Raw genomic sequence first — 19,721 nt, forward strand, 5'->3', positions numbered from 1 at the left:
GCGTGTGCTCCTCGGGGGTAGGACGGTCGGCAGAAGGGTACCCCCGGACGCCGACAATCCACCGAAAGGCTCGCCGCCGCCGACGTTCCGCACGTCCGCGCGGCGGGCCCGGACGGTTCGCCAGGCTACCCGGACTTCGACTTCTAGACCCGGACGTCCACCTTTAGGTGGGTGTGCGATGAAGGCATCCGTCCCTAATGTCCTTTGCATGGCGCAAACGATCGAGGTCACCGGCCTCCAGAAGCGGTACGGGGACGTCCGGGCGGTGGACGGGGTCACGTTCGCGGTCGAGGAAGGCGAGTTCTTCGGCATCCTCGGCCCGAACGGGGCCGGCAAGACGACGACGTTGGAGATCATCGAGGGGCTGCGCGAGCCCGATGAGGGAGACCTGTCGGTCCTCGGGCTGCCGCCGTGGCCGCGCAACCCGAAGCTGCTGCCGCGGATCGGCGTCCAGTTGCAGGCGTCGTCCTTCTTCGAGCGGCTGACCGCGCGCGAGCAGCTGCGGACGTTCGGCTCCCTCTACGGCGTACCGGCGAAGAAGGCCGACGCGATGCTGGAGCTGGTCGGGTTGGACGACAAGGCGGACGACCGGGTGGAGAAGCTGTCGGGCGGACAGGCGCAGCGGCTCTCCATCGCGTGCGCGCTCGTGCACGACCCGGAGCTCGTGTTCCTGGACGAGCCCACCGCCGCCCTCGACCCGCAGGCCCGCCGCAACCTGTGGGACGTGCTGCGGTCGATCAACACGGAGGGCCGCACCATCGTCCTGACCACGCACTACATGGACGAGGCGGAGAGCCTCTGCGACCGCGTCGCCATCATGGACTCGGGCAAGATCCTCAAGCTCGGCCCGCCGGCGGTCCTGGTGCGCGGCCTGGACGCACCGGCCCGCATCAGCGTGGCCAGCGGCGTCCTGGCCGTGGCGGACGCGCGGCTCCTGCCGGGCGCGGACGAGGCCGACGACGACGGCGTCTCCCTGACCATCACGACCCGCGACCCGTCCGCGGTGGTCGCGGCCATGGCCGCCAAGGACGCCCTGGACGGCGTCCAGATCCGCGGCGCCACCCTTGAGGACGTCTTTCTGGAGCTCACCGGACGGGAGTACAGGGCATGAGCACCTACGAGAGCTTCAAGAGCCTTTCCAGGGCGATGTTCCTGGGCTTCCGGCGCGACCGCACGGCGCTGTTCTTCACCGTGCTCTTCCCGTTGATGTTCCTGGTCATCTTCGGCGGGATCTTCGGTCACCAGACGACGTCCAAGGTGAAGGTCCTGGAGGTCGGCCAGGCGTCGATCATCGATGGGGCCGTGGCCGGCGGATCCGACCAGCTCGGCAAGGTCATGGAGGTCGAGAAGACGTCCGATCGCGCCGACGCCCTGCGCAAGGTGGAGAAGGGCGACGCGGACGCGGTCGTCGAACAGCACGGCAACCAGTTGGTCGTTCACTACTCAGCGGCCGACCGGGTCAAGTCGGGGACGGTGCGGGGGCTGATGAACTCGATCGTCGAGTCGGCGAACGCCGCGGCCACCGGCAAGCCGCCCGCCTACCAGGTGTCCAACCAGCAGGTGGAGGACGACTCGCTCAAGGCCATCCAGTTCTTCACGCCGAGCCTGCTGGGCTGGGCACTGGCGTCGGCGGGGGTCTTCGGGGCCTCCCAGACGCTGGTGACGTGGCGGACCAAGGGCATCCTGCGGCGCCTCCAGCTCTCCCCTGCGCCTATCCCCACCGTTTTCGCGGCGCGTGTCGCGGTCAGCCTCGCCATAGCCCTCGTCCAGTTCGCGCTGTTCGTGCTGGTGGCGCAGCTGCCGATGTTCGGGCTCCAGCTCAGCGGCGCCTGGTGGATGGCGATCCCGATGGTGATCGCGGGCGTGCTCGCCTTCCTGTCGATCGGGATGATGATCGGCGCGTGGGCCAAGACGCAGGAGACGGCCCAGGCGGTGACGCAGCTGGTGGTGCTGCCGATGGCGTTCCTGGGCGGCTCGTTCTTCCCGCTGGACGCGTCACCGGGCTGGCTGAAGACGCTGTCGTACATCTTCCCGCTCCGGTATCTCAACGAGGGCATGCTCAATGTGATGGGCCGCGGGCTCGGGCCGTCCTCCGCGCTGCCCCAAATCGGTGTTCTGCTGGGCGTCGCGGTCGTCGGTGCGCTGATCGCCGTGCGCCTGTTCCGATGGGACTCCGTCTAATGTGACCTCGGTCACTTATTGGGCCATTCTGCTGTGGGCGTACGAAGAACCAGGTTGGGAACGCCAGCGTCGGGTTAGATGTTGTCCTAAGTACCGACCCCGAGCATGAGGAAGGTGCCGTGACTGGAGCCCTTGCCCCAACCAAGCCGCTGACCGTCGCCGACCGATGCGACCGCTGCGGCGCCCAGGCCTACGTCCGTGCAGTCCTTGTAGGCGGCGGCGACCTTCTGTTCTGTGCCCACCACGGGCGCAAGTACGCGGAGGCGCTGCGAGCCAACGGGGCCGACATTCAGGACGAGACCGACCGGCTCAACGAAACCCCGGCCACTGCCCCGGAAGACGAGCGGTAGCCCTCCAAATAGCACGAGCCCCGCGAACGGCGGTCACCGGTGACGGTGGCCGCCGTTCGCATTCCGCCCGTTCGACCCTTCTCCAGAGCCAATTGGCCCATGGCTTCACAGTGTAATTGCGTGATCGCATAACGTAGCGAATATCGGACGCTCAGGTGATGCGGATCACTTGATCCACAAAGTTCTCACCCGGCCGTGACATTCTTCACTCGATAGTGATAGGCGCCGGCCCTGGTGAAGCCCTCCGCCTCGTACATGGCCCGGGCCGCAGCGTTCCGTTCGACGACGACCAGGTAGGCCCGTTCGCATCCCTGATCGCGTCCCCAGCCGAGAAGCGTCCGCAGCACGCGCCGCCCCAGGCCCTGCCTGCGCGCTTCCGGCGCGACGGCCATCGCGTAGACGCCGAACCACTCCCCTTGGGGCACGCCACGGCCGACCGCGACGCCGTCCAGCGATGCGTAGCCCGCCGGTACACCGGTGAGGATCTTCTCCGCCATCGGGAGCTGATGGTCGTAGCGGCCGTCCACCGACCACCAGAGGTCGAGCCACTCCCTGGACGGAGTCTCCTCGATCTCCACACCGTCTGGCGCGTAGGTGCCCGCCAGGTCCGTCACCATGCAGAGCGTCGGATCGACCAGTTCGTAGCCGCGCCCCTCCAGGAATCCGTCGAGCCCGTCGGGTCTCGCGCCGGCGTCCATGGAGAACACGGTCGGCAACCCCAGTTCGGTGTAGAAGCGCTCCGCGCGGTCGACGGCGGCTTCCACGTCCCCTGGATCTCCCAGAGGCAGGACGGAGTTGGCCCGCTTGGTGACACCGTCGGCATGGCGCAGCAGCCATCCGCCCATATCCTGGCCGGACGGCGCGGGCCACGCCTCGGCGACGAGCCGGCCGAACTCTGGGAACCGCGTCATCAGTCACCGCTTTCGGGGGAATCGTGCACATCCTGCTGCCGCCGTCGGAGAAGAAGGCTACCGACGGGGACGGTCCGCCCCTCGACCTGACCTCCCTGAGCTTTCCCGGCCTCACGCCGGCCCGCGAGCGCGTCCTCGCGGCCTTGGCCGAAGTGTGCCGGCGGGAGGACGCGCCAGAGGTGCTCGGCCTGCCTCCAGGGCAGACCGAGGAGGCCCTGACCCGCAACAAGGCGCTGCAGGACGCGCCGACGCTGCCGGCGGCGCGGCTCTACACCGGTGTCCTCTACGACAACCTCGATCTCGCCGGCCTAGAAGCGGACGCTGCCGCCGAACAGATCATCATCTTCTCCGGCCTGTGGGGCGCGCTGAGGCTCACCGACCACGTCCCGCCATATCGGCTGGCCATGGCGGTGGCCCTGCCGTCTGAGGGACGTCTGGGAGCGCTATGGCGCCCGGTGATGCGCGAAGCCCTCAGCCTGGACGGCGATCTGATCGTCGACATGCGCTCCGGGCCGTACGCGTCCGCGTGGAAGGCGCCCGGGCCGGCCGTCGCCGTGCGGGTGTTCCGCGAACGGCTCGCCGGAGGCGTGCCCAAGCGCACCGTCGTCAGCCACATGGCCAAGGCCAGCCGAGGGCGGATCGCCCACGACCTGCTCAAGTCGGGTGCCTCGCCGCGCACCCCCGAAGAGCTCCTGAAGGCCGTCGCCGACCTCGGCCACACCGCCGAACTCAACGGCGCGAACCTCGACGTCGTCCTGCACGACTGACGTCCCACGACGGCAAAGCCCGACAACACGAAGCAGGGCCCCGCACCCGGCGAGGCCCTGCTGTCGAGCGATCAGTGCGATCAGTCCAGGTAGTCGCGCAGCACCTGGGAACGGGACGGGTGACGCAGCTTCGACATGGTCTTGGACTCGATCTGCCGGATGCGCTCCCGGGTCACCCCGTACACCTTGCCGATCTCGTCCAGCGTCTTCGGCTGGCCGTCGGTGAGGCCGAACCGCATCGACACCACGCCCGCCTCACGCTCGCTGAGCGTGTCCAGGACGGAGTGGAGCTGCTCCTGCAGCAGCGTGAAGCTGACCGCGTCGGCCGGGACGATGGCCTCGGAGTCCTCGATGAGGTCGCCGAACTCGCTGTCGCCGTCCTCGCCCAGGGGCGTGTGCAGCGAGATGGGCTCGCGCCCGTACTTCTGGACCTCGACGACCTTCTCCGGAGTCATGTCGAGCTCCTTGGCCAGCTCCTCCGGGGTGGGCTCGCGGCCCAGGTCCTGGAGCATCTGCCGCTGCACGCGCGCCAGCTTGTTGATGACCTCGACCATGTGCACCGGGATGCGGATGGTGCGGGCCTGGTCGGCCATCGCGCGGGTGATCGCCTGCCGGATCCACCAGGTGGCGTACGTGGAGAACTTGTAGCCCTTGGTGTAGTCGAACTTCTCGACCGCGCGGATCAGGCCCAGGTTGCCCTCCTGGATCAGGTCCAGGAAGAGCATGCCGCGGCCGGTGTAGCGCTTGGCCAGCGAGACCACCAGGCGGAGGTTGGCCTCCAGGAGGTGGTTCTTCGCGCGGCGGCCGTCCTCGGCGATCCACTCGAAGTCCTCGAGGTCTTCCTCGGACATCGTGGGGCCGGAGACGGCGAGGCGCTCCTCGGCGAAGAGGCCGGCCTCGATCCGCTTGGCGAGCTCCACCTCCTGCTCGGCGTTCAGCAGCGGAACCTTGCCGATCTGCTTGAGGTAGTCCTTGACGGGGTCAGCGGTGGCGCCGGCGGCCGCGATCTGCTGCGCGGGCGCGTCCTCGTCGTCGTCGCCGAGGGTGAACCCCTCTTCCTCGTTCGTCGGGGTGTCCGGCTTGGCGCCGGGGGCGGCGGCCTTCGCCGCGGGCGCGGGCGCCTCCTCGGCCTCGGGCTCCTCCACCTCGGCGGCCGCGTCGGCCTCGAGTTCGACGTCGAGGTCGGTCAGATCCTCGTCGAGGTCGACCTCGACCTCGTCGTCGACCTCAGGGTCGTCGCCCTTCTTGGCCGGTGCGGGCTTGGCGGCCTGCGCGGCGCCTTTCTTGGCGGGCGCGGCCTTCTTGCCCTTGGCGGCCGCGCCTTTGGCGGCGGCCTTCTTCGGCGGCCCGGGCTTGGGCGCCGCCGGGCGGGGCTCGGCGACGGCCTCCTCCGGCGCGTCGTCGCCGACGACGGCGGTCACCGTGTCGGGCTGCTCCTTGGCGGCGGCAGCGGTCTTGGGCCTGCGAGCCGGCTGCGTCGCGCGCTTGCGCGGCGGACGCTTGGGCGCCGCGGAGTCGGCAGCGCTCACCATGACGGTCACACCCTCCTTGCTGAGGCTCCGCAGAATGCTGGAGGCCTTCGACACGGGGATGTCGGCCTCCTCGAACGTACGTCGTACGTCGTCGGCTTCGAGGTAACCCTGGGACCGTCCACGCTCGATCAGTTGCGCGATGACGTGATCGTGCAGATCTGACGCTTTCGAGGTCGAGCTAGCAGGCGACACAAATACCTCTCGAACGAACGTGTGGCTTGGTTGACCCAAGTGCCCTGGCGGGCCCGGCCTCACACTGGGTGGGACCACACACGGAGCGGACCTCCCGGTGCGGGACCGCAGCGTACCCGCTCTCTCTGGGTCAAGCATTCTGGCACTGCTGCGCATTCCGCCTTGAAGTCCTACCCGGTAACTCTCCACCTTAGAGGGCGCGGGACGGTCCTTCGAACGTGCTCCACCGTCTTCGCGCCGTCTTCGGCGGGCTTCACACGGGCTTGGGCGGGACGTGCAGGGCAAGCACGGTCACATCGTCTACCTGCTCATACCCGGCAAGCATCCGATCGACCAGGAAGTCGACGAGTCTCTCTGGATCTCCTACCACTTCAGGTGGGGCGTCCGCGGCCACGGCGACAAGCTCCTCCAGCCCGGCGTCCACCCCACGCCTACGGTTCTCCACAAGTCCATCGGAATAGAACACCACAGTGTTGCCGGTCTCGATGGAAAAACTTGTCTGCTGCCTCTGACTCGGCCAGCCGAGCGGCGTCCCCGGCTCCCGCGTGCTCACGCGCGCGGGCGCGTCAGGCGAGATCAGAAGGGGTGGCGGGTGGCCCGCGTTGCTGAACTCCCCGTGCCCGGTCTCCGGGTCGATCACCACGTAGGCGACGGTGGTGAACTGCTCTTCGTCCTCGGTCGCGCTGAACAGCCGGTCGAGCCCGGCCAGGACGGCGGCGGGACGCGGGTCGTTCAGCGCGAGAGCGCGCAGGGCGTTGCGGACGCGTCCCATTCCGGCCGCGGCGAGGACGCCCTTGCCCATGACGTCGCCCACGGCGACGGCGAGCCGCTTGTCGGGGAGCCGGAAGACGTCGTACCAGTCGCCGCCCACCTGAACGTGGCGTGTCGCGGGGTTGTAGCGGGCGGCGAGGACCATCCCGGGCAGCTGCGGAAGATCGCTCGGCAGGAGGCTCCTCTGGAGCTCCTCGGCGGTCTTGTGCTCGCGCTCGAACAGCAGCGCCCGCTCCACGGCCAGCGCGCACTGGCCCGCGAGCGCCTCCAGGAAGACCCGTTCCTCCTCGGTGATCTCCCTGGGCCGGGTGAACGAGAAACGGAGGGCGCCTATCGGGGCGCCCGCCGCGAGCAGCGGAAGACCCACCCAGGCACGCTCCTCGGTGTGCTGGGCGAACAGGTCCCGTTCTCCGTGGCCGAGCTGCAGGCGCAGGCTGTCGGGGTGCTCGGCCAGGAAGGGCCGGCTCTCGCGCACCGCCACCGACATCACGGTCTGGTCGCTCACCTTGATGCCGTCGCGGGACGGCGGCGCCGTCTCGCTCTCCGCCCCCGGCTGGGACGGAGCCACGATGCTGAGCCGCAGCTTGTCGTCGTCCAGCAGCGCCACCGCGGAGTAGTCGGCGCCTATGGCGGACCGTCCCACCTCGGTGATGACCTGGACGACCTGGGAGACGGTGAGGGCCTCGGCGAGCATGGAGGTGGCCTGCTGGAGGCGCGCCGTGCGCAGTGCCGCCGCCGACAGCTGCTCGGTCAGCCGGCCCCGCATCTCCTCGGCCTCGCGCTGGCCGGTGACGTCGGTGTTGGCGCCGACCCACTCGATCACGGCGTCGCCCTGCCAGATGGGCACGGCCCTGACGTCGAAGTGCCGGTAGGTGCCGCTCTTGGTGCGGATGCGGTAGTTGGTCTCGAAGACCCGGTTGTCCTCGACGCAGTCGCGCCAGGCCACCTCGATGCGGGGGCGGTCCTCCGGGTGCACCACCGACAGCCAGCCGCCGGCCGTGTAGTCGTCGGGCGTCTGCCCGGTGATGGCGCGCCACTCGGGCGCGTCGTCGATCACGCCGCCGGCCGGGGCGGCGACCCACACCACCTGGGCGCTGGCCTCCACGAGCGAGCGGTAGCGCTGCTCCTTGCGGCGGATGACCTCCTCGGCCCGGCGCCGCTCCGTCACGTCCAAGGCCGTCAGGACGACGCCGAGGCGCTCACCGTCGCCGCCCTTGGCGGGCAGCCAGGTGCACGCCAGGATGCGCTCCTCGACCGCCGTGGCCACGCCGGAGGCCTCTCCGGACGCTCCCTGGGGACCGCCCGCCGGAACGACCAGGTCGAGGTCGCTCACCGGCCGGTCCTCTGCGATCACCTTCCGCAGCGCCGTCTCGAACGCCGCCGCCACGCCCTCCGGCAGCACCTCGGACGGCCTGCGCTGGTGCAGGTCGCCCACGGACACGCCCAGCAGCGCCGCCAGCGCGTCGTTGGCCCGGCGGCAGTGCAGCTCACGGTCATAGAACGCAAGCCCGCCGGGGGCTTCTTTCAGCAAGGTCGCGTACAGTGCGGCGTCGGACGCATCCATGGGCTGCCCCTCCACCCCTGAGACGCGGGGATGCGGGACGGACGTATCGGTGCTCAAGGACAACACCTCCGCCCCAGAGGGTCCCGTACCGCGCGGCAAGTTTTCATCACTATGAGTGAATGGGAGCAGGTTAGCGCTCCCGCCTCCATCACAACACCGGTCGGAGTCAGGTACTCATCATCCCGATCGTTCGCCGCGTACGGAAGCCCTGCTGAACATCCTTGTCCCTTCGGCCCCGGACGAACTCGTCGGATTCGGACACCGTCCCACAAGGACGCCAGGGCGCCCCGCCCGGACGGCGAGTAGGAGATGTTACGGCGCCGGGGCGTCACGGGGCGTCAACTCGGCCGGTTCGGCGAGTTCCGGCCGTCGTCATCTTCTTCGCAGGCCGGGTTCTACTTCGCGGCTTTTGCGGCGGCCTTCATCTCCTGCTTGAAGGCACGCACCTTGGCGAGCGACTCGGGACCGGTGATGTCGGCGACGGACCGGTGCGATCCCTCCTCGCCGTACACGCCTGCGGCCTGGCGCCAGCCTTCCGGCTGAATCCCGTACTGCTTCCCTAGCAGCGCCAAGAAGATCTGTGCCTTCTGCTTGCCGAAGCCTGGGAGGCCGTTCAGTCGCTTGAACAGTTCCTTGCCGCTGTCCACGCCCTTCCACACCTGCTCAGCGTCCCCGTCAAAGTGCTCCACGAGGTACTGGCACAGCTGCTGCACGCGCTTGGCCATAGAACCGGGATAGCGGTGGACGGCGGGCTTCTCCGACAGGAGCGCCGCGAACCGTTCCGGATCCTGGGCGGCGATCTCGTGGGCGTCCAGATCGTCGGAACCGAGCCGCTGGGCGATGGTGTACGGGCCGGAGAACGCCCATTCCATCGGGATCTGCTGGTCGAGCAGCATGCCCACCAGCGCGGCCAGCGGGCTGCGTCCGAGCAGCTCATCGGCTTCGGGACGCTGTGCGAGATGAACCTTCGTGGCCATGGGCTCAGCTTAGGGCGGGGCCCGGATGTGTCAGAAGTCTTACGGAGGCTCCCGGAGACCTGGCGGGCGGTCGGCGGCAGTGCTCGAATGGAGAGGTGAACGAGGAGGAACGTGCGGAAGGCAGTCCGGTCGGACGGCGGGTCGTCCTCGGGATGCTCGGCCTCGGCGTGGCGGGGGTCGCCGTGGGGGCGTCCATTCAGGACAAGGTGAGCCGGACCCTGGCACCGATAGGACCGATCGGGGACGTCCTGCCGGCCGCCGGGGGGTTCCGGTATTACTCCGTCACCCCCAGCGTGAAGCGGCATAGCGCCGCAACCCACCGCGTGACCGTTTCCGGCCTTGTCGACAAGCCCCAGTCGTTCGGCATGGCCGATCTGGCGCGGCTCCCGCAGACGGTGCTCGACAGGGACTTCCAGTGCGTCACGGGCTGGCGCGTACCGGACGTGCGGTGGGTCGGCGTGGCGCTGCCCGATCTACTCGACGCGGTCGGAGTCTCACCTAAGGCACGGGCTGTGCGGTTCACGTCGTTCGACGGCCTCTACACCGAGTCGCTGACGCTGGACCAGGCGCGACGCCGGGACGTCCTCGTGGCGACCCAGATGGACGGCAAACCGGTCACACACGATCACGGCGGGCCGACGCGGCTGTATGTGGCGCCCATGTACGGCTACAAGTCGCTGAAGTGGCTCGGCGGCATCGAGCTGACCGACAGGGTGAGACCCGGCTACTGGGAGGACTTGGGGTACGACGTGGACGCCTGGGTGGGACGGTCGAACGGGCGCAGCGATGAACCGACGTGACGCGTCGAGGTGGCTCGTGCGGTTCACCCGCGCCGAACGGTCGATCCACCATGTCACCGCGCTGCTGATGCTGGTCTGCCTGCTGACGGCGGCGCTGTTGTATCTGCCGATGCTGTCGACGCTGGTGGGCCGCAGGGAGATGGTCAAGACGGTCCATGTGTGGTGTGGGTTCGCATTGCCCGTGCCGATCCTCCTTGGGCTCCTGTCCCGGGCTTTCAGAGCCGACCTCCGCAGGCTCAACAGGTTCGGCATGTGGGACTGGGAGTGGCTCAGGCGCAGCGACCGCAGGGCCGTGCGGGACGGACGCGGAATCCTGCCGGTGGGCAAGTTCAACGCGGGACAGAAACTGAACGCCGCGTTCACGGCGGGCGCGATCCTCATCATGCTCGGCACCGGCGAGATCATGACCTTTCCCGGGCCGTGGGGCGATCGGTGGCGAACCGGCGCCACGTTCGTCCACGACTGGCTCTTCCTCATCATCGTGGTGGTGACGGCAGGGCATCTGTGGGAGGCGTCGCGGGACCGCGGGGCGCTCACCGGGATGCTGACCGGGCGGGTGGACGCCGACTGGGCCGCCCGGCACCACGCGCGCTGGGCCGACGCCATGAGCAGGTCACGGAACGCCGGTGGAAAATCACCGGGCGACCAGCAGGATGCGCAGGTCAGTACGGTGGACGACGATCCAGGCGACGCCGCGGCCGGACACGGCCCAGAATTTGCGAAACGACGTCCGGGTATGTCTTGACTCTCCCGGCAAAAGCGCTGGAATGGGACATCGAGGCGGGGTTCTCGCGGAGCTCCCATGCCAGGGTCGGTCCGCGCCGCACCGTCTCACGCCGGCGGCGTCCCCGCCCGCCGGAACCCCGTGCGCGGAGGTGTACGCAGATGCCTGCACTGGCCGATCACCGGAACGAGATCCGCGACGAGCTCGCACGTCGCCTTTGCGGCGAGTTCGCGACCTTCCCCTCGGACGCGGTGCACCGGTGTGTGGCCGACGTCCAGGCGTGCATGGCCCACCTGGGCCTTGAGGCGACGCCGGCGAGGGTCGAGCGGATGGCGCGTGAGCATCTCACCGGAATCCTGAAATCGAAGCCGCCCTCTGGGCGGACCCCCGCCGGTGGGGTCGACGGCTGAGCAGCCGGTCACCCGGTCCATGTGACGTAGCGGCGACCCATTCCGGTCTTCGGCCGTGTCCTGGACACCGTCCGCGCCGGATCTGAGAGGGTGGAAGGGTGAGTCCCCGCAGCCGCAGCCGCTCCTCCGGGGACCCGGCCCGGGACGGACCCAAACCCGCGGACGAGGTCTCGGCGATTTTCGACGGCATGCTCAGGCACGCCCGCGAGCTGCTCGCCGTGCGCAGCCCCCTGGATGCGGAACTCATCGTCAGCGAAATCCTCGGCTCCTGGTGGGGGCAGCGCATACCTGACGGCGACGTGGAGGAGGTCATCGGCGAGGCCCTGGTCGACTACGCCGCGGCCGCCGGTACTCCGGCCGCGCTGGCGCTGCTCACCGGCGTCGCCTACATGGGCACCCCGCGCCAGGCGGCCAAGGCCGAACGCGCGGCACTGGAGCTGATGAGCGAGGGTGTCGCCCGGCCGGGGTGGGCCGACCGCGTGGGCATGGTCGAACCGGAGGCGTGCTTCGCCTCAAGGGACGTCTACGGCGACCAGGACTCCATCGTCTGCACCTACACCTACGGCGGCACCGAAAGACACGCCCTCGTCATCCTGGTCGATCGCAACAAGGCCGGCGCCGTCCAGCCGCCCGGCGGCCCGTTCGCCCCCGCCGCACGTGCGGGACGGCCTCCGACGAGCGGGATGGTCAGGGACGCGTGGGTCTCCTCCCGGGTCGACAAGCTGCTCGACCACTGCCGCCGGGAGGGCCGGGACAACCCGCTGATGCGGTTCGAGACGCTCGACCCGCGCGATACGAAAGCCTTGCTGCAGAGCGCCCTCGATCTCACCGACGACACCGACGACCCGCCGGTGAACGAGAACTTCGGCTCTTACCACGCGTTCGTCCGCGCGCGTGTGGACATCCTTCCGCCGGGCGGCCGGCTGCCCCAGCCGCCGGTGTACGGGCGCGACAGGCGCGCCACGATCGCGGCCCGGTTCCTCGCCTCGGACGAGGCGGAGGAGCTGTCGGACCTGTCCGCCGCGAGCCGCTGCGTGGACCGGATCATCGACTACGGCTGCGTCCACGACTTCGGCCGGCCGTTGCGGGTCAGCCCGATCAAGTGCGAGATGTTCCTCCTCGACTGGCTGCCGCGAAAGGTCCTCCTCTCCCCATCGGAACAAGAGGCCGTCCCCCACGTCCTGGCCGCATGGGTGCGATGGGCCGGCAAGCGCACGGGGCTGCCCGAGGAGGGCATCAGGGCGACGCTCGACGCCCTCTGGGACGCCACCGCGAAGTTCGCCGAGGCCTATCGGGACCCGTCCGCATTCGGCCTCGACCGTGAACTGGTCGACCGGCTGCTGCCCGACGGCGACCTGGAAGCCCTGCCCCGGCGCGCGTTCGCCCTGCCGTTCCTGTCGGGCACGCACAGGCGCTCGGGACGGCACGGCTTCGTCAACCTGTCGACGCTCGATCCCTCCGACCCCGGCGACCGCCGCGTCATCCTGGAGTTCGAGCACCCCGGCGCAGACGAAGAGCACCTTGACGCGCACGAACGCCTCACGGAGAGGCTGTGGAACGGCGACCCTCCGCAGCTGTGGGACACCGCCCAGTCCCTGCTGGACGTCGGCTATGAACGGCACGAGATCCTGCACAAAATCATCGACGTCCTCGACCGTTCCGGGGACGATCCGGAGGCGCTCCGAGAGGCCCTGCGTGTGCTTCGTCACGAACCACCGCCCGAGTGAACTCCCGGTTTGCGCGCGGCGCTCCCGGCGACAATCATCGGTTCCCGGGCATGGTCTCGCGGGGGCCCGGGGGGCGGGCCCCCGGTCGTAGGGAGTGATCTTGTTGGAGTGGTCCGAGTTCGCCCGGCGGCTGGGACGTGAGCTGGCGGGTCTCGAACGGGACACGATCCTCATCGTGCGCGAACGCGATGAGAGCCGTCACTACGTCCAGGCCATGCGCGAGCCCGACCGGCTCTACGCCGAGGCGGTCAGCAACAACTTCCTCGAAGGACCGCTTCTGCTCACCCTGGCCGACGAGGAGGTCATGAGCGACGCGGGCTGGCGCCCGCCCGCCGAGCCCTCTCCGCGCAACTGGTGGACGGAGTTGCCGGAGGCGGGCATGCCCGGCGGGATGCTGAGCGTCACCGGCGGGGACTACTCGCGACTGGCGGACGTCATGGTCACGGCGCTGCGCGACGTCCAGGGCGTCCGGCGCCCGTCCGATCTGGTGTACGAGTCGTTCCACCGGCACGGTACCGGCCTCATAGAGCTGCTCGATTTCGGGATCGACGTGGCCGACCCGTCACGAGTGAACAAGCGGCGCGCGTCGTCGGGCGGTGCGCTGCCGGAGGCGAACCCCTTCCCGGCCGGCCCTCCCCCTGCGGGCGCTCCCATGGCGCTGGAGGAGCAGAGGCCGAAACAGGAGCAGTTGCCTCCGCTGGAGCAGAAGCCGCCCGGCATGAGTGCCGAACTTCTCGAACCACGCCTGGCCGAGGCCAAGGCGAACGGCGACAACACGACCTACTTCAGGCTGCTGGCGAGTGCCGACCTGGTGCTCCCGGCGACCGCCTCCGCCGTGGAGGACCCCGACCGCGCCGAGTTCCCCACCATCACGATCGGCAGCGGCACCTATGTGACCGTGTTCACCTCGCCGGGCGCCCTGGCGCGCACCGGTGACCGGCACCCGGGCCTGTACCGGCGCACATCGTTCGCGCAGCTCGCGTCCAGCTGGCCCGACCCCGCATGGCAGCTGGCCATCAACTGGGGCCTGCCGAGCGAAGTCCTGCTGGACTCGTCCGTCATCAGCCGCCTGCACGGCGGCCAGGGCACGGCTCCCGCGGCGGAGCGTGAGGTCGCCAACCCCTACGGGACGGTCGATCCCACCGCGCTGTCCGGGCCGAACCCGGTCGCCGGTGGCTCGGTTCCCGCGGTCAACGGTTCGGGCCCAGGCGCGGACCGTCCGCACGACGATTCCCACACGGCGATCGACCCGTACACGGCGGCCGACCTGCGGGCGGCGCTCGAAGGCGGTGCCGCCGAACCCGAGACGCTCGCCCCCGAACCGGAGAGCCTCGCCCCCGAGCCGGTCGCGGCATCCCCTCTCAGCGCGCCTGCGCCCGCCGACAAGGCGACGAGCCAGGCAGCCGTTCCTGCCGAGCCTCCTGCCGGCGTCGCGATGCGGCCACCGCACGGCACCCGGCTCTGGCGCTCGACCAGCGAAGAGGACCAGACCCCCCTTGCGATCTACGACGCCATAGGCGGGGTCTGGGCGCCGGTAGGGGCCGACGCCGTTCCGGCTCCACGGACCGAGTGACCCGCCGTTCGGCTACCGTCGAGTACCGAATCGTCGCCCCGCGGACGTGAAAGTGGATCCCGAGTGGACTGGAACGACTTCGCCAAACGGCTGACTCTGGAGCTTTCACGGCTGCCGGTCACATCGTTCCTCATCGTGCAGGGCCCGAGCGGTCTCCCCTATGTCCAGGCCATGCGGTCCGAAGGGGTGCTCGACGCCGAGGCCGTCGGCAGCGCGTTCCTGCCCCGTCCGCTGGCGCCGCGCCAGGAACGGCGGCTGAGGGCGCTCGGATGGGAACCGCCGGACGAGGAAGAGCGCAAGAACTGGTGGGACCGGCTCACCTTCCGTGAACGCGGTGGCCGCGCCTCCAACGAGCTCCTTGAGTCGTGCGCCCTTCTCGCCGGGCAGATGATGGGCGCGTTCCGCGACGTCTACGGCATCGAGTCCCCCCTCGAACTCGTCTATCAGGCGAGCAAGTCCGGCCCTGACGGTGGTCCTCTGGCCCTGCCGGGCCTCGGCCTCCCGCTGGCGGTCCCCGAGGACGAGGGGCGCACCGCCCGGTCCTCGGCACGTCGTGCACGGCCGTCCGGGTCCACCCTGGAGACCGCCCTCACCGAAGCCCGGGAACGCGGCGACCAACACGGCTACCTGGAACTTCTCGCGCGCGCGGTCCTGTACCTGCCGACACCCGGCGACCCGGAGGGCGGCGAGCACCAGTTCGCCACGGCCCAGTTCGGCGGCGGCACCTTCGTCCTGGCGTTCACCTCGCCCGAGGCCATGGACCGCTCCCTCCAGGGCCAGGCCGTCCACCACCGGCAGGGATCGCTGGCGGAGCTGTCCAGGCACTGGCCTCATCCGGAGTGGCAACTGGCCGTGAATCCCGGCCTTCCGAGCGCGGGTTACCTGGACGCCAACGCGCTATTGGAACCGGAGGCGCCCCGGCCCCCCGCCGCCCCGAAGCCTCCCGCTCCGACGGACGTCCTGGTGGCCGGCCCGTCGCACACCCCGTCGTCGCGCACCCCGCGCACGTCTCGCGCCGGGACCCGCGGCACCCGGACGGCCCGAGGCGACGCACCCGAAGCGCGGCGCGCCCCCAAGGCGCCACAGAGACCCGAACCGCCGCCGCCCAACCCCGAGCCACCCCCCGCCGCCCCCGCGCCGTCACGGGCGCCCACAGCCCCGTCCGCGCCGCGCCGGCCGGCTCCCGCTCAGGAGTCCCCGGCGCCGCCGCCGCACTCCCGTCCCGAGGTGCCCGCGACCAGGGAGACCCCTGCGGACCCGCAGGGGTTGCCGGTGTACACGCCGCCCAATCCGTCCCGCGAGACGCCAAGCGATCCCAACGGCCTGCCAGTGGCGCCGCTCTACGGCCAGCGTCAGCCCATCCCGACCGCCGCACAAACCGACGACACGTCCCAGGTCATGGTGATGCAGAAGGTCGTGCGACCGGAACACGTGCAGCACTATCTGGAGGGCGGCTATGACCTTGTCGCCGGCTACGTGCACCGGTTACAGGATGTGCAAGAGATCAGGTCCCCGGCGGCGCTGATCCGGGCGCTGGGGCTGGTGTACGAAGGGTCGCCCTTCTCCCCCGCGGACGAGCGGCTCTTCATGCTCCGCTGGCCGGCGGTGAAGCCCGCTCTGTTCCGGCGTCCGCTCGGCGGTATCGACGAGTGGAGCATGGGCATCATCCCCGGCGGCTGGGTGATCGAGAAGGCGCCGTTCCCCGGGTCGGGGTACGCGCCCGGCGACGGGCCCGCCATTCCCGAGTTCAAGATCGAGAGCCAGCGGCTGCCGCACGGGGCGGAGATGTACCGGCTCGACGCCCGCGGCACGGAGAGCCTGGCGGCCCAGTACGACGCCGACCTGCGCAGGTGGCTCGTGAAGCTGCCGGGAGGACGCGCATGAGCATCCGGCACGGGTTCTACGCGGGCTGGCGGGGCAGCGAGTACGAGGCGAGCCCGGACGGTGACCTTGTGCGGCTCTACGTCGCGCAACAAGCCACCGGGTTCCGGCAGATAGCCCCGGACCGGTACGTCCAGGTGGTGCCGCTGTCCGACGTCGACCATCTCCAGTACGTCACCACGCACTGCATGTGGCGTGGCGAGCCGTTCGTGGTCCTCGGTGAGCACGAAGGCTGGCTGCGGGTGGAGTACAGCGGCGGGAAGGCTCCCGTGGCGGAGCGGCTCGGGCTGGAATCGTTCGACCGCGGCGTGTACCAGGCGTGGGCGTCCGGCCATGAAGTCGAGGACCTGCACGAGGAGACCGTCTGAGGCACGCGGATCGGTGGTAGGTCTTGGGCATGGCGGTCATGGACATCAACGCCGACCTCGGCGAGGGGTTCGGCATCTGGGAGCTCGGCGACGACGTGGCGCTGCTCGACGTCATCACGAGCGCGAACGTGGCGTGCGGGTTCCACGCGGGCGATCCGCTGATCATGCGCCGGGTGTGCGCGGCCGCCGTCGAGCGCGGCGTGACCATCGGCGCTCAGGTGTCGTACCGGGATCTGGCCGGTTTCGGACGCCGCGAGATGGACGTCGCCGCGCCGGAACTCACCGCCGAGGTCCTCTACCAGCTCGCGGCGCTGGACGGCATCGCCCGCACGGAAGGCGGGCGCGTGGCGTACGTCAAGCCACATGGCGCGCTCTACAACAGGATCTCTCGCGACCCTGTGCAAGCCCGTGCGGTGGCCGACGCGGTGCGTGCGTACGACCCGTCGCTGCCGCTGCTGACGCTTCCCACGTCCGCGGTGCATGACGTCGCCGATGGGCTGACCGTGGTGGCAGAGTGCTTCGCCGACCGGGCCTACACACCGTCCGGCGGGCTCGTGTCCCGCCGTGAGCCGGGGGCCGTCGTCCACGATCAGAAGGCCGTCGTGCAGCGCGCCGTCCGGATGGCCGTGGGCGGCACCGTCGTGGCCGTGGACGGCGCTGAGGTCGCGTTGAAGGCCCGGTCCATGTGCGTGCACGGCGACACCCCGGGTGCGGTCGCGCTGGCCCGGTCCGTCCGTTCGGCCATGTCCGAAGCGGGGGTCTCGCTGGAGCCGTTCGCGTGAGAGTGCTGCGAGCCGGTGGCGCGGCCTTACTCGTGGAGACCGGCGACCTGGCGACGGCGCACCGGCTGAACGCCGCCCTGCGGAACGCCCGGCCGCACGGTGTGGTGGACGTCGTCCCTGGGGAGCAGACCGTCCTCGTGGTCGCGGACCCCTCGGCCGACCTCGACCGGCTCGCCGCGCGGATCCCGAAGTTGCGACTGCCCGGCGACGCGGAGGGCGACGTGGACCCGGTGGAGATACCGGTCGTCTACGACGGCGAGGACCTCGACGAGGTCGCGGCCCTCACCGGGCTGTCCCGCGACGAGGTCGTCCGGCGGCATTCCGCGGCCTCGTACACGGTCGCCTATCTGGGGTTCTCCCCTGGCTTCGGCTACCTGTCGGGACTGGACCCGGCGTTGCACGTGGCCCGGCGGGAGTCGCCCCGCACGGCCGTTCCGGCCGGTTCGGTCGCGATAGCGGGGCCGTACGCGGCCGTGTACCCGTCCCGGTCGCCCGGCGGCTGGCGGCTGCTCGGGCACAGCGGGCTGCCGCTGTGGGACGTGACGCGCGACCCGCCGTCCCTGCTCCGGCCGGGCATGCGCGTGCGGTTCGTCCCCGGGGGGCGTTCTTGATCGAGGTCGTCAGGCCCGGGCCGCTGGCGACCGTCCAGGATCTCGGCAGGCCCGGTCACGCCCATCTCGGCGTGCCGCGTTCCGGGGCCGCCGACGAGCGCGCGCTCCGGCTGGCCAACCGGCTCGTGGGCAATCCCGAGGGCGTGGCAGGCGTGGAACTCACCTTCGGCGGCGCGACGCTGCGTTTTCACGAACCTGCTTGGATCGCGGTGGCCGGAGCCCCGGCGCCGTTCAGCGTCGATGGCCGCGCATTCGGGACGCACGCGCCCTGCTATGTGGCGGCCGGTGGCGTCGTCGACGTCGGCACGCCCCGCTCTGGGCTTCGAACCTATCTCGCCGTCCGAGGTGGCGTCACGGTCGATGCGGTTCTTGGGAGCCGCTCGACCGATCTCTTGTCCGGCCTGGGCCCGGCACCACTGGCGGCGTGCGACCGTCTACCGGTCGGTTCCGCCAAAGGGCTTGATGACATCACCGTCGACATCGCGCCCACATCACCCATGCCGGAGACACCGGTCCTGCGCATCGTGGCCGGCCCTCGCGACGACTGGTTCACCGACGAAGCGATGGCCACGCTCACGTCCACGCGGTACGAGGTGTCGACGGACAGCAACCGCGTAGGCGTGCGGTTGAACGGGCCGCCCCTCGCCCGCGCGCGCGAGGGCGAACTGGGCAGCGAAGGCATGGTCACGGGTTCTCTTCAAGTGCCGCCCAGCGGGCTGCCCATCATCTTCCTGGCCGACCATCCGACGACCGGCGGCTACCCGGTGGTCGCGGTGCTCGACCCCACCGCGGTGGCCGATGCGGCGCAACTGCGCCCCGGGCAGATGCTCCGCTTCCGTCTCTAGGTGAGCGGCCCCCGGCTCAACGGCGCCTATGTCAACGGCGTAGGCGCGGACCGGTCCAGGTGCGAGACATCGTTGAACCCGCGGATCGACGACAGGTCGCCGAGCCTGACGAGCCGCGAGATCGACCCGTTGTCCGGGGCGAGGAACGCGAACGGCCTGGCGCCCGTGGCGGACGCGAGCGCCTGCGCGATCACCCCGCCATGTGTGAACACCGCGATCCGGCCGCCCGCGTGGGCCGCCGCCAGCCGGGTGAGGCTCTCCTCGACGCGCCCGGCGAACGCCTCACCTTTCTCCGCTCCCGGAATGACGTCCCAGCGCTCCTCGGCGAACATCCGCTGGGCGACCGGATCGTTCTCGGCGACCATCTTGCGGAACAGTCCGCCCTCCCATTCGCCGAGATGGACCTCGCGCAGGCCGGCCTCGACGCGTGGCTCCAGTCCGAGGCGGCGGGCCAGCGGCTTCGCTGTCTCCACTGTGCGGCGCAGGGGCGTCACGTAGACGGCGTCCAGGTTCTCCTCGGCAAGGCGCTCACCGACGCGTTCGGCCTGTTCGCGTCCTTCTGGCGCGAGTTCGGGGTCGCCATGGCCGTCAACGAGCGGGAACGGCCGGCCAGGGCGGGCAGGGGCGGAGGCGCCGTGCCTGATCAGGAGCAGTTCGGTGGCGCCGTCCGGCGGCCTGTACCGCGTCTGCCTGTACTCGGTCGGCTCGTCACGCTCGTCCACGCTAGGCACCCTAGACGACGATTCGATAGCGAG

19 protein-coding genes are annotated in these 19,721 nt (G+C 70.3%); 14 read left to right on the plus strand and 5 right to left on the minus strand.

Features of this window, described 5'->3' with window-relative positions:
- The first annotated feature begins 208 nt into the window (after positions 1–208).
- The 3 genes from ACQPXG_RS33010 to ACQPXG_RS33020 all read left to right on the plus strand — a co-directional run bounded on the left by ACQPXG_RS33010 (position 209) and on the right by ACQPXG_RS33020 (position 2,531).
- The gene (locus tag ACQPXG_RS33010; protein ID WP_433463051.1) at positions 209–1,111 is read left to right on the plus strand and encodes an ABC transporter ATP-binding protein; all 903 of its coding nucleotides are present in this window, start codon (positions 209–211) and stop codon (positions 1,109–1,111) included.
- Positions 1,108–2,181, plus strand: coding sequence for an ABC transporter permease (locus ACQPXG_RS33015; protein ID WP_433463052.1), 1,074 nt, complete (start codon positions 1,108–1,110; stop codon positions 2,179–2,181). Before ACQPXG_RS33010 ends, ACQPXG_RS33015 begins: the two co-directional genes overlap by 4 nt.
- 119 nt (positions 2,182–2,300) lie before the next feature.
- Positions 2,301–2,531 (plus strand): DUF7455 domain-containing protein, encoded by a 231-nt coding sequence (locus ACQPXG_RS33020; protein WP_433463053.1) that lies wholly within the window; start codon positions 2,301–2,303, stop codon positions 2,529–2,531.
- A gap of 185 nt (positions 2,532–2,716) precedes the next feature.
- On the opposite strand, the gene ACQPXG_RS33025 is transcribed toward ACQPXG_RS33020, so the two are convergent.
- A complete protein-coding gene (locus tag ACQPXG_RS33025) occupies positions 2,717–3,442 on the minus strand; it encodes a GNAT family N-acetyltransferase (protein WP_433463054.1) in 726 nt (241 codons plus the stop codon).
- Positions 3,443–3,465: 23 nt separating this feature from the next.
- On the opposite strand from ACQPXG_RS33025, the gene ACQPXG_RS33030 reads away from it, so the two are divergent.
- A complete protein-coding gene (locus tag ACQPXG_RS33030; RefSeq protein ID WP_433463055.1) occupies positions 3,466–4,209 on the plus strand; it encodes a YaaA family protein in 744 nt (247 codons plus the stop codon).
- Between the two features lie 80 nt (positions 4,210–4,289).
- Here ACQPXG_RS33030 and ACQPXG_RS33035 read toward each other — a convergent pair whose 3' ends face one another.
- From ACQPXG_RS33035 to ACQPXG_RS33045, 3 genes are all read right to left on the minus strand, one after another.
- Positions 4,290–5,933, minus strand: coding sequence for an RNA polymerase sigma factor (locus ACQPXG_RS33035; RefSeq protein ID WP_433463056.1), 1,644 nt, complete (start codon positions 5,931–5,933; stop codon positions 4,290–4,292).
- A gap of 253 nt (positions 5,934–6,186) precedes the next feature.
- Complete coding sequence (locus ACQPXG_RS33040; RefSeq protein WP_433463057.1) at positions 6,187–8,268, minus strand: SpoIIE family protein phosphatase; 2,082 nt, start codon at positions 8,266–8,268, stop codon at positions 6,187–6,189.
- 395 nt (positions 8,269–8,663) lie between these two features.
- Positions 8,664–9,245 carry an HhH-GPD-type base excision DNA repair protein gene (locus ACQPXG_RS33045; RefSeq protein ID WP_433463058.1) on the minus strand — a complete coding sequence of 194 codons (582 nt, stop codon included), beginning with the start codon at positions 9,243–9,245 and terminating at the stop codon, positions 8,664–8,666.
- Positions 9,246–9,340: 95 nt separating this feature from the next.
- Between ACQPXG_RS33045 and ACQPXG_RS33050 the strand changes: the two genes are divergently transcribed.
- From ACQPXG_RS33050 to ACQPXG_RS33095, 10 genes are all read left to right on the plus strand, one after another.
- The gene (locus ACQPXG_RS33050) at positions 9,341–10,045 is read left to right on the plus strand and encodes a molybdopterin-dependent oxidoreductase (RefSeq protein WP_433463059.1); all 705 of its coding nucleotides are present in this window, start codon (positions 9,341–9,343) and stop codon (positions 10,043–10,045) included.
- Positions 10,032–10,790, plus strand: a complete 759-nt coding sequence (locus tag ACQPXG_RS33055; protein ID WP_433463060.1) for a cytochrome b/b6 domain-containing protein — start codon at positions 10,032–10,034, stop codon at positions 10,788–10,790. Before ACQPXG_RS33050 ends, ACQPXG_RS33055 begins: the two co-directional genes overlap by 14 nt.
- Before the next feature lie 140 nt (positions 10,791–10,930).
- Positions 10,931–11,179 carry a hypothetical protein gene (locus ACQPXG_RS33060; protein WP_433463061.1) on the plus strand — a complete coding sequence of 83 codons (249 nt, stop codon included), beginning with the start codon at positions 10,931–10,933 and terminating at the stop codon, positions 11,177–11,179.
- A gap of 188 nt (positions 11,180–11,367) precedes the next feature.
- A complete protein-coding gene (locus tag ACQPXG_RS33065) occupies positions 11,368–12,906 on the plus strand; it encodes a hypothetical protein (RefSeq protein ID WP_433470088.1) in 1,539 nt (512 codons plus the stop codon).
- A 100-nt stretch (positions 12,907–13,006) separates the two neighbouring features.
- Complete coding sequence (locus ACQPXG_RS33070; protein ID WP_433463062.1) at positions 13,007–14,479, plus strand: TY-Chap domain-containing protein; 1,473 nt, start codon at positions 13,007–13,009, stop codon at positions 14,477–14,479.
- Between the two features lie 63 nt (positions 14,480–14,542).
- A complete protein-coding gene (locus ACQPXG_RS33075) occupies positions 14,543–16,363 on the plus strand; it encodes an SseB family protein (protein WP_433463063.1) in 1,821 nt (606 codons plus the stop codon).
- Entirely contained in the window at positions 16,360–16,728 is a 369-nt protein-coding gene (locus ACQPXG_RS33080) for a hypothetical protein (protein WP_433463064.1), read from the plus strand. Before ACQPXG_RS33075 ends, ACQPXG_RS33080 begins: the two co-directional genes overlap by 4 nt.
- A gap of 29 nt (positions 16,729–16,757) precedes the next feature.
- Positions 16,758–17,510, plus strand: coding sequence for a LamB/YcsF family protein (locus ACQPXG_RS33085; protein ID WP_433463065.1), 753 nt, complete (start codon positions 16,758–16,760; stop codon positions 17,508–17,510).
- On the plus strand, positions 17,507–18,121 hold the full coding sequence (gene pxpB / locus ACQPXG_RS33090; protein WP_433463066.1) for a 5-oxoprolinase subunit PxpB: 615 nt from the start codon (positions 17,507–17,509) through the stop codon (positions 18,119–18,121). Before ACQPXG_RS33085 ends, pxpB begins: the two co-directional genes overlap by 4 nt.
- Positions 18,118–18,966, plus strand: coding sequence for a biotin-dependent carboxyltransferase family protein (locus ACQPXG_RS33095; RefSeq protein ID WP_433463067.1), 849 nt, complete (start codon positions 18,118–18,120; stop codon positions 18,964–18,966). The genes pxpB and ACQPXG_RS33095 overlap by 4 nt, the downstream gene beginning before the upstream one ends.
- Positions 18,967–18,992: 26 nt before the next feature.
- On the opposite strand, the gene ACQPXG_RS33100 is transcribed toward ACQPXG_RS33095, so the two are convergent.
- Positions 18,993–19,688: a histidine phosphatase family protein gene (locus tag ACQPXG_RS33100; protein ID WP_433463068.1), complete on the minus strand. Its 696-nt coding sequence runs from the start codon at positions 19,686–19,688 to the stop codon at positions 18,993–18,995.
- Positions 19,689–19,721: the final 33 nt, after the last annotated feature.

This window comes from Spirillospora sp. CA-128828, from assembly GCF_050945415.1.
Taxonomy (GTDB): domain Bacteria; phylum Actinomycetota; class Actinomycetes; order Streptosporangiales; family Streptosporangiaceae; genus Spirillospora.

Excerpts from the sequence above, each read along its gene's own strand:
- ACQPXG_RS33085 (WP_433463065.1), top strand. The coding sequence starts at position 16,758 with ATGGCGGTCATGGACATCAACGCCGACCTCGGCGAGGGGTTCGGCATC.
- ACQPXG_RS33045 (WP_433463058.1), bottom strand. The coding sequence starts at position 9,245 with ATGGCCACGAAGGTTCATCTCGCACAGCGTCCCGAAGCCGATGAGCTG.
- ACQPXG_RS33010 (WP_433463051.1), top strand. The coding sequence starts at position 209 with ATGGCGCAAACGATCGAGGTCACCGGCCTCCAGAAGCGGTACGGGGAC.
- ACQPXG_RS33040 (WP_433463057.1), bottom strand. The coding sequence starts at position 8,268 with ATGGATGCGTCCGACGCCGCACTGTACGCGACCTTGCTGAAAGAAGCC.
- ACQPXG_RS33065 (WP_433470088.1), top strand. The coding sequence starts at position 11,368 with ATGCTCAGGCACGCCCGCGAGCTGCTCGCCGTGCGCAGCCCCCTGGAT.
- ACQPXG_RS33025 (WP_433463054.1), bottom strand. The coding sequence starts at position 3,442 with ATGACGCGGTTCCCAGAGTTCGGCCGGCTCGTCGCCGAGGCGTGGCCC.
- ACQPXG_RS33060 (WP_433463061.1), top strand. The coding sequence starts at position 10,931 with ATGCCTGCACTGGCCGATCACCGGAACGAGATCCGCGACGAGCTCGCA.
- ACQPXG_RS33015 (WP_433463052.1), top strand. The coding sequence starts at position 1,108 with ATGAGCACCTACGAGAGCTTCAAGAGCCTTTCCAGGGCGATGTTCCTG.
- ACQPXG_RS33055 (WP_433463060.1), top strand. The coding sequence starts at position 10,032 with ATGAACCGACGTGACGCGTCGAGGTGGCTCGTGCGGTTCACCCGCGCC.
- ACQPXG_RS33080 (WP_433463064.1), top strand. The coding sequence starts at position 16,360 with ATGAGCATCCGGCACGGGTTCTACGCGGGCTGGCGGGGCAGCGAGTAC.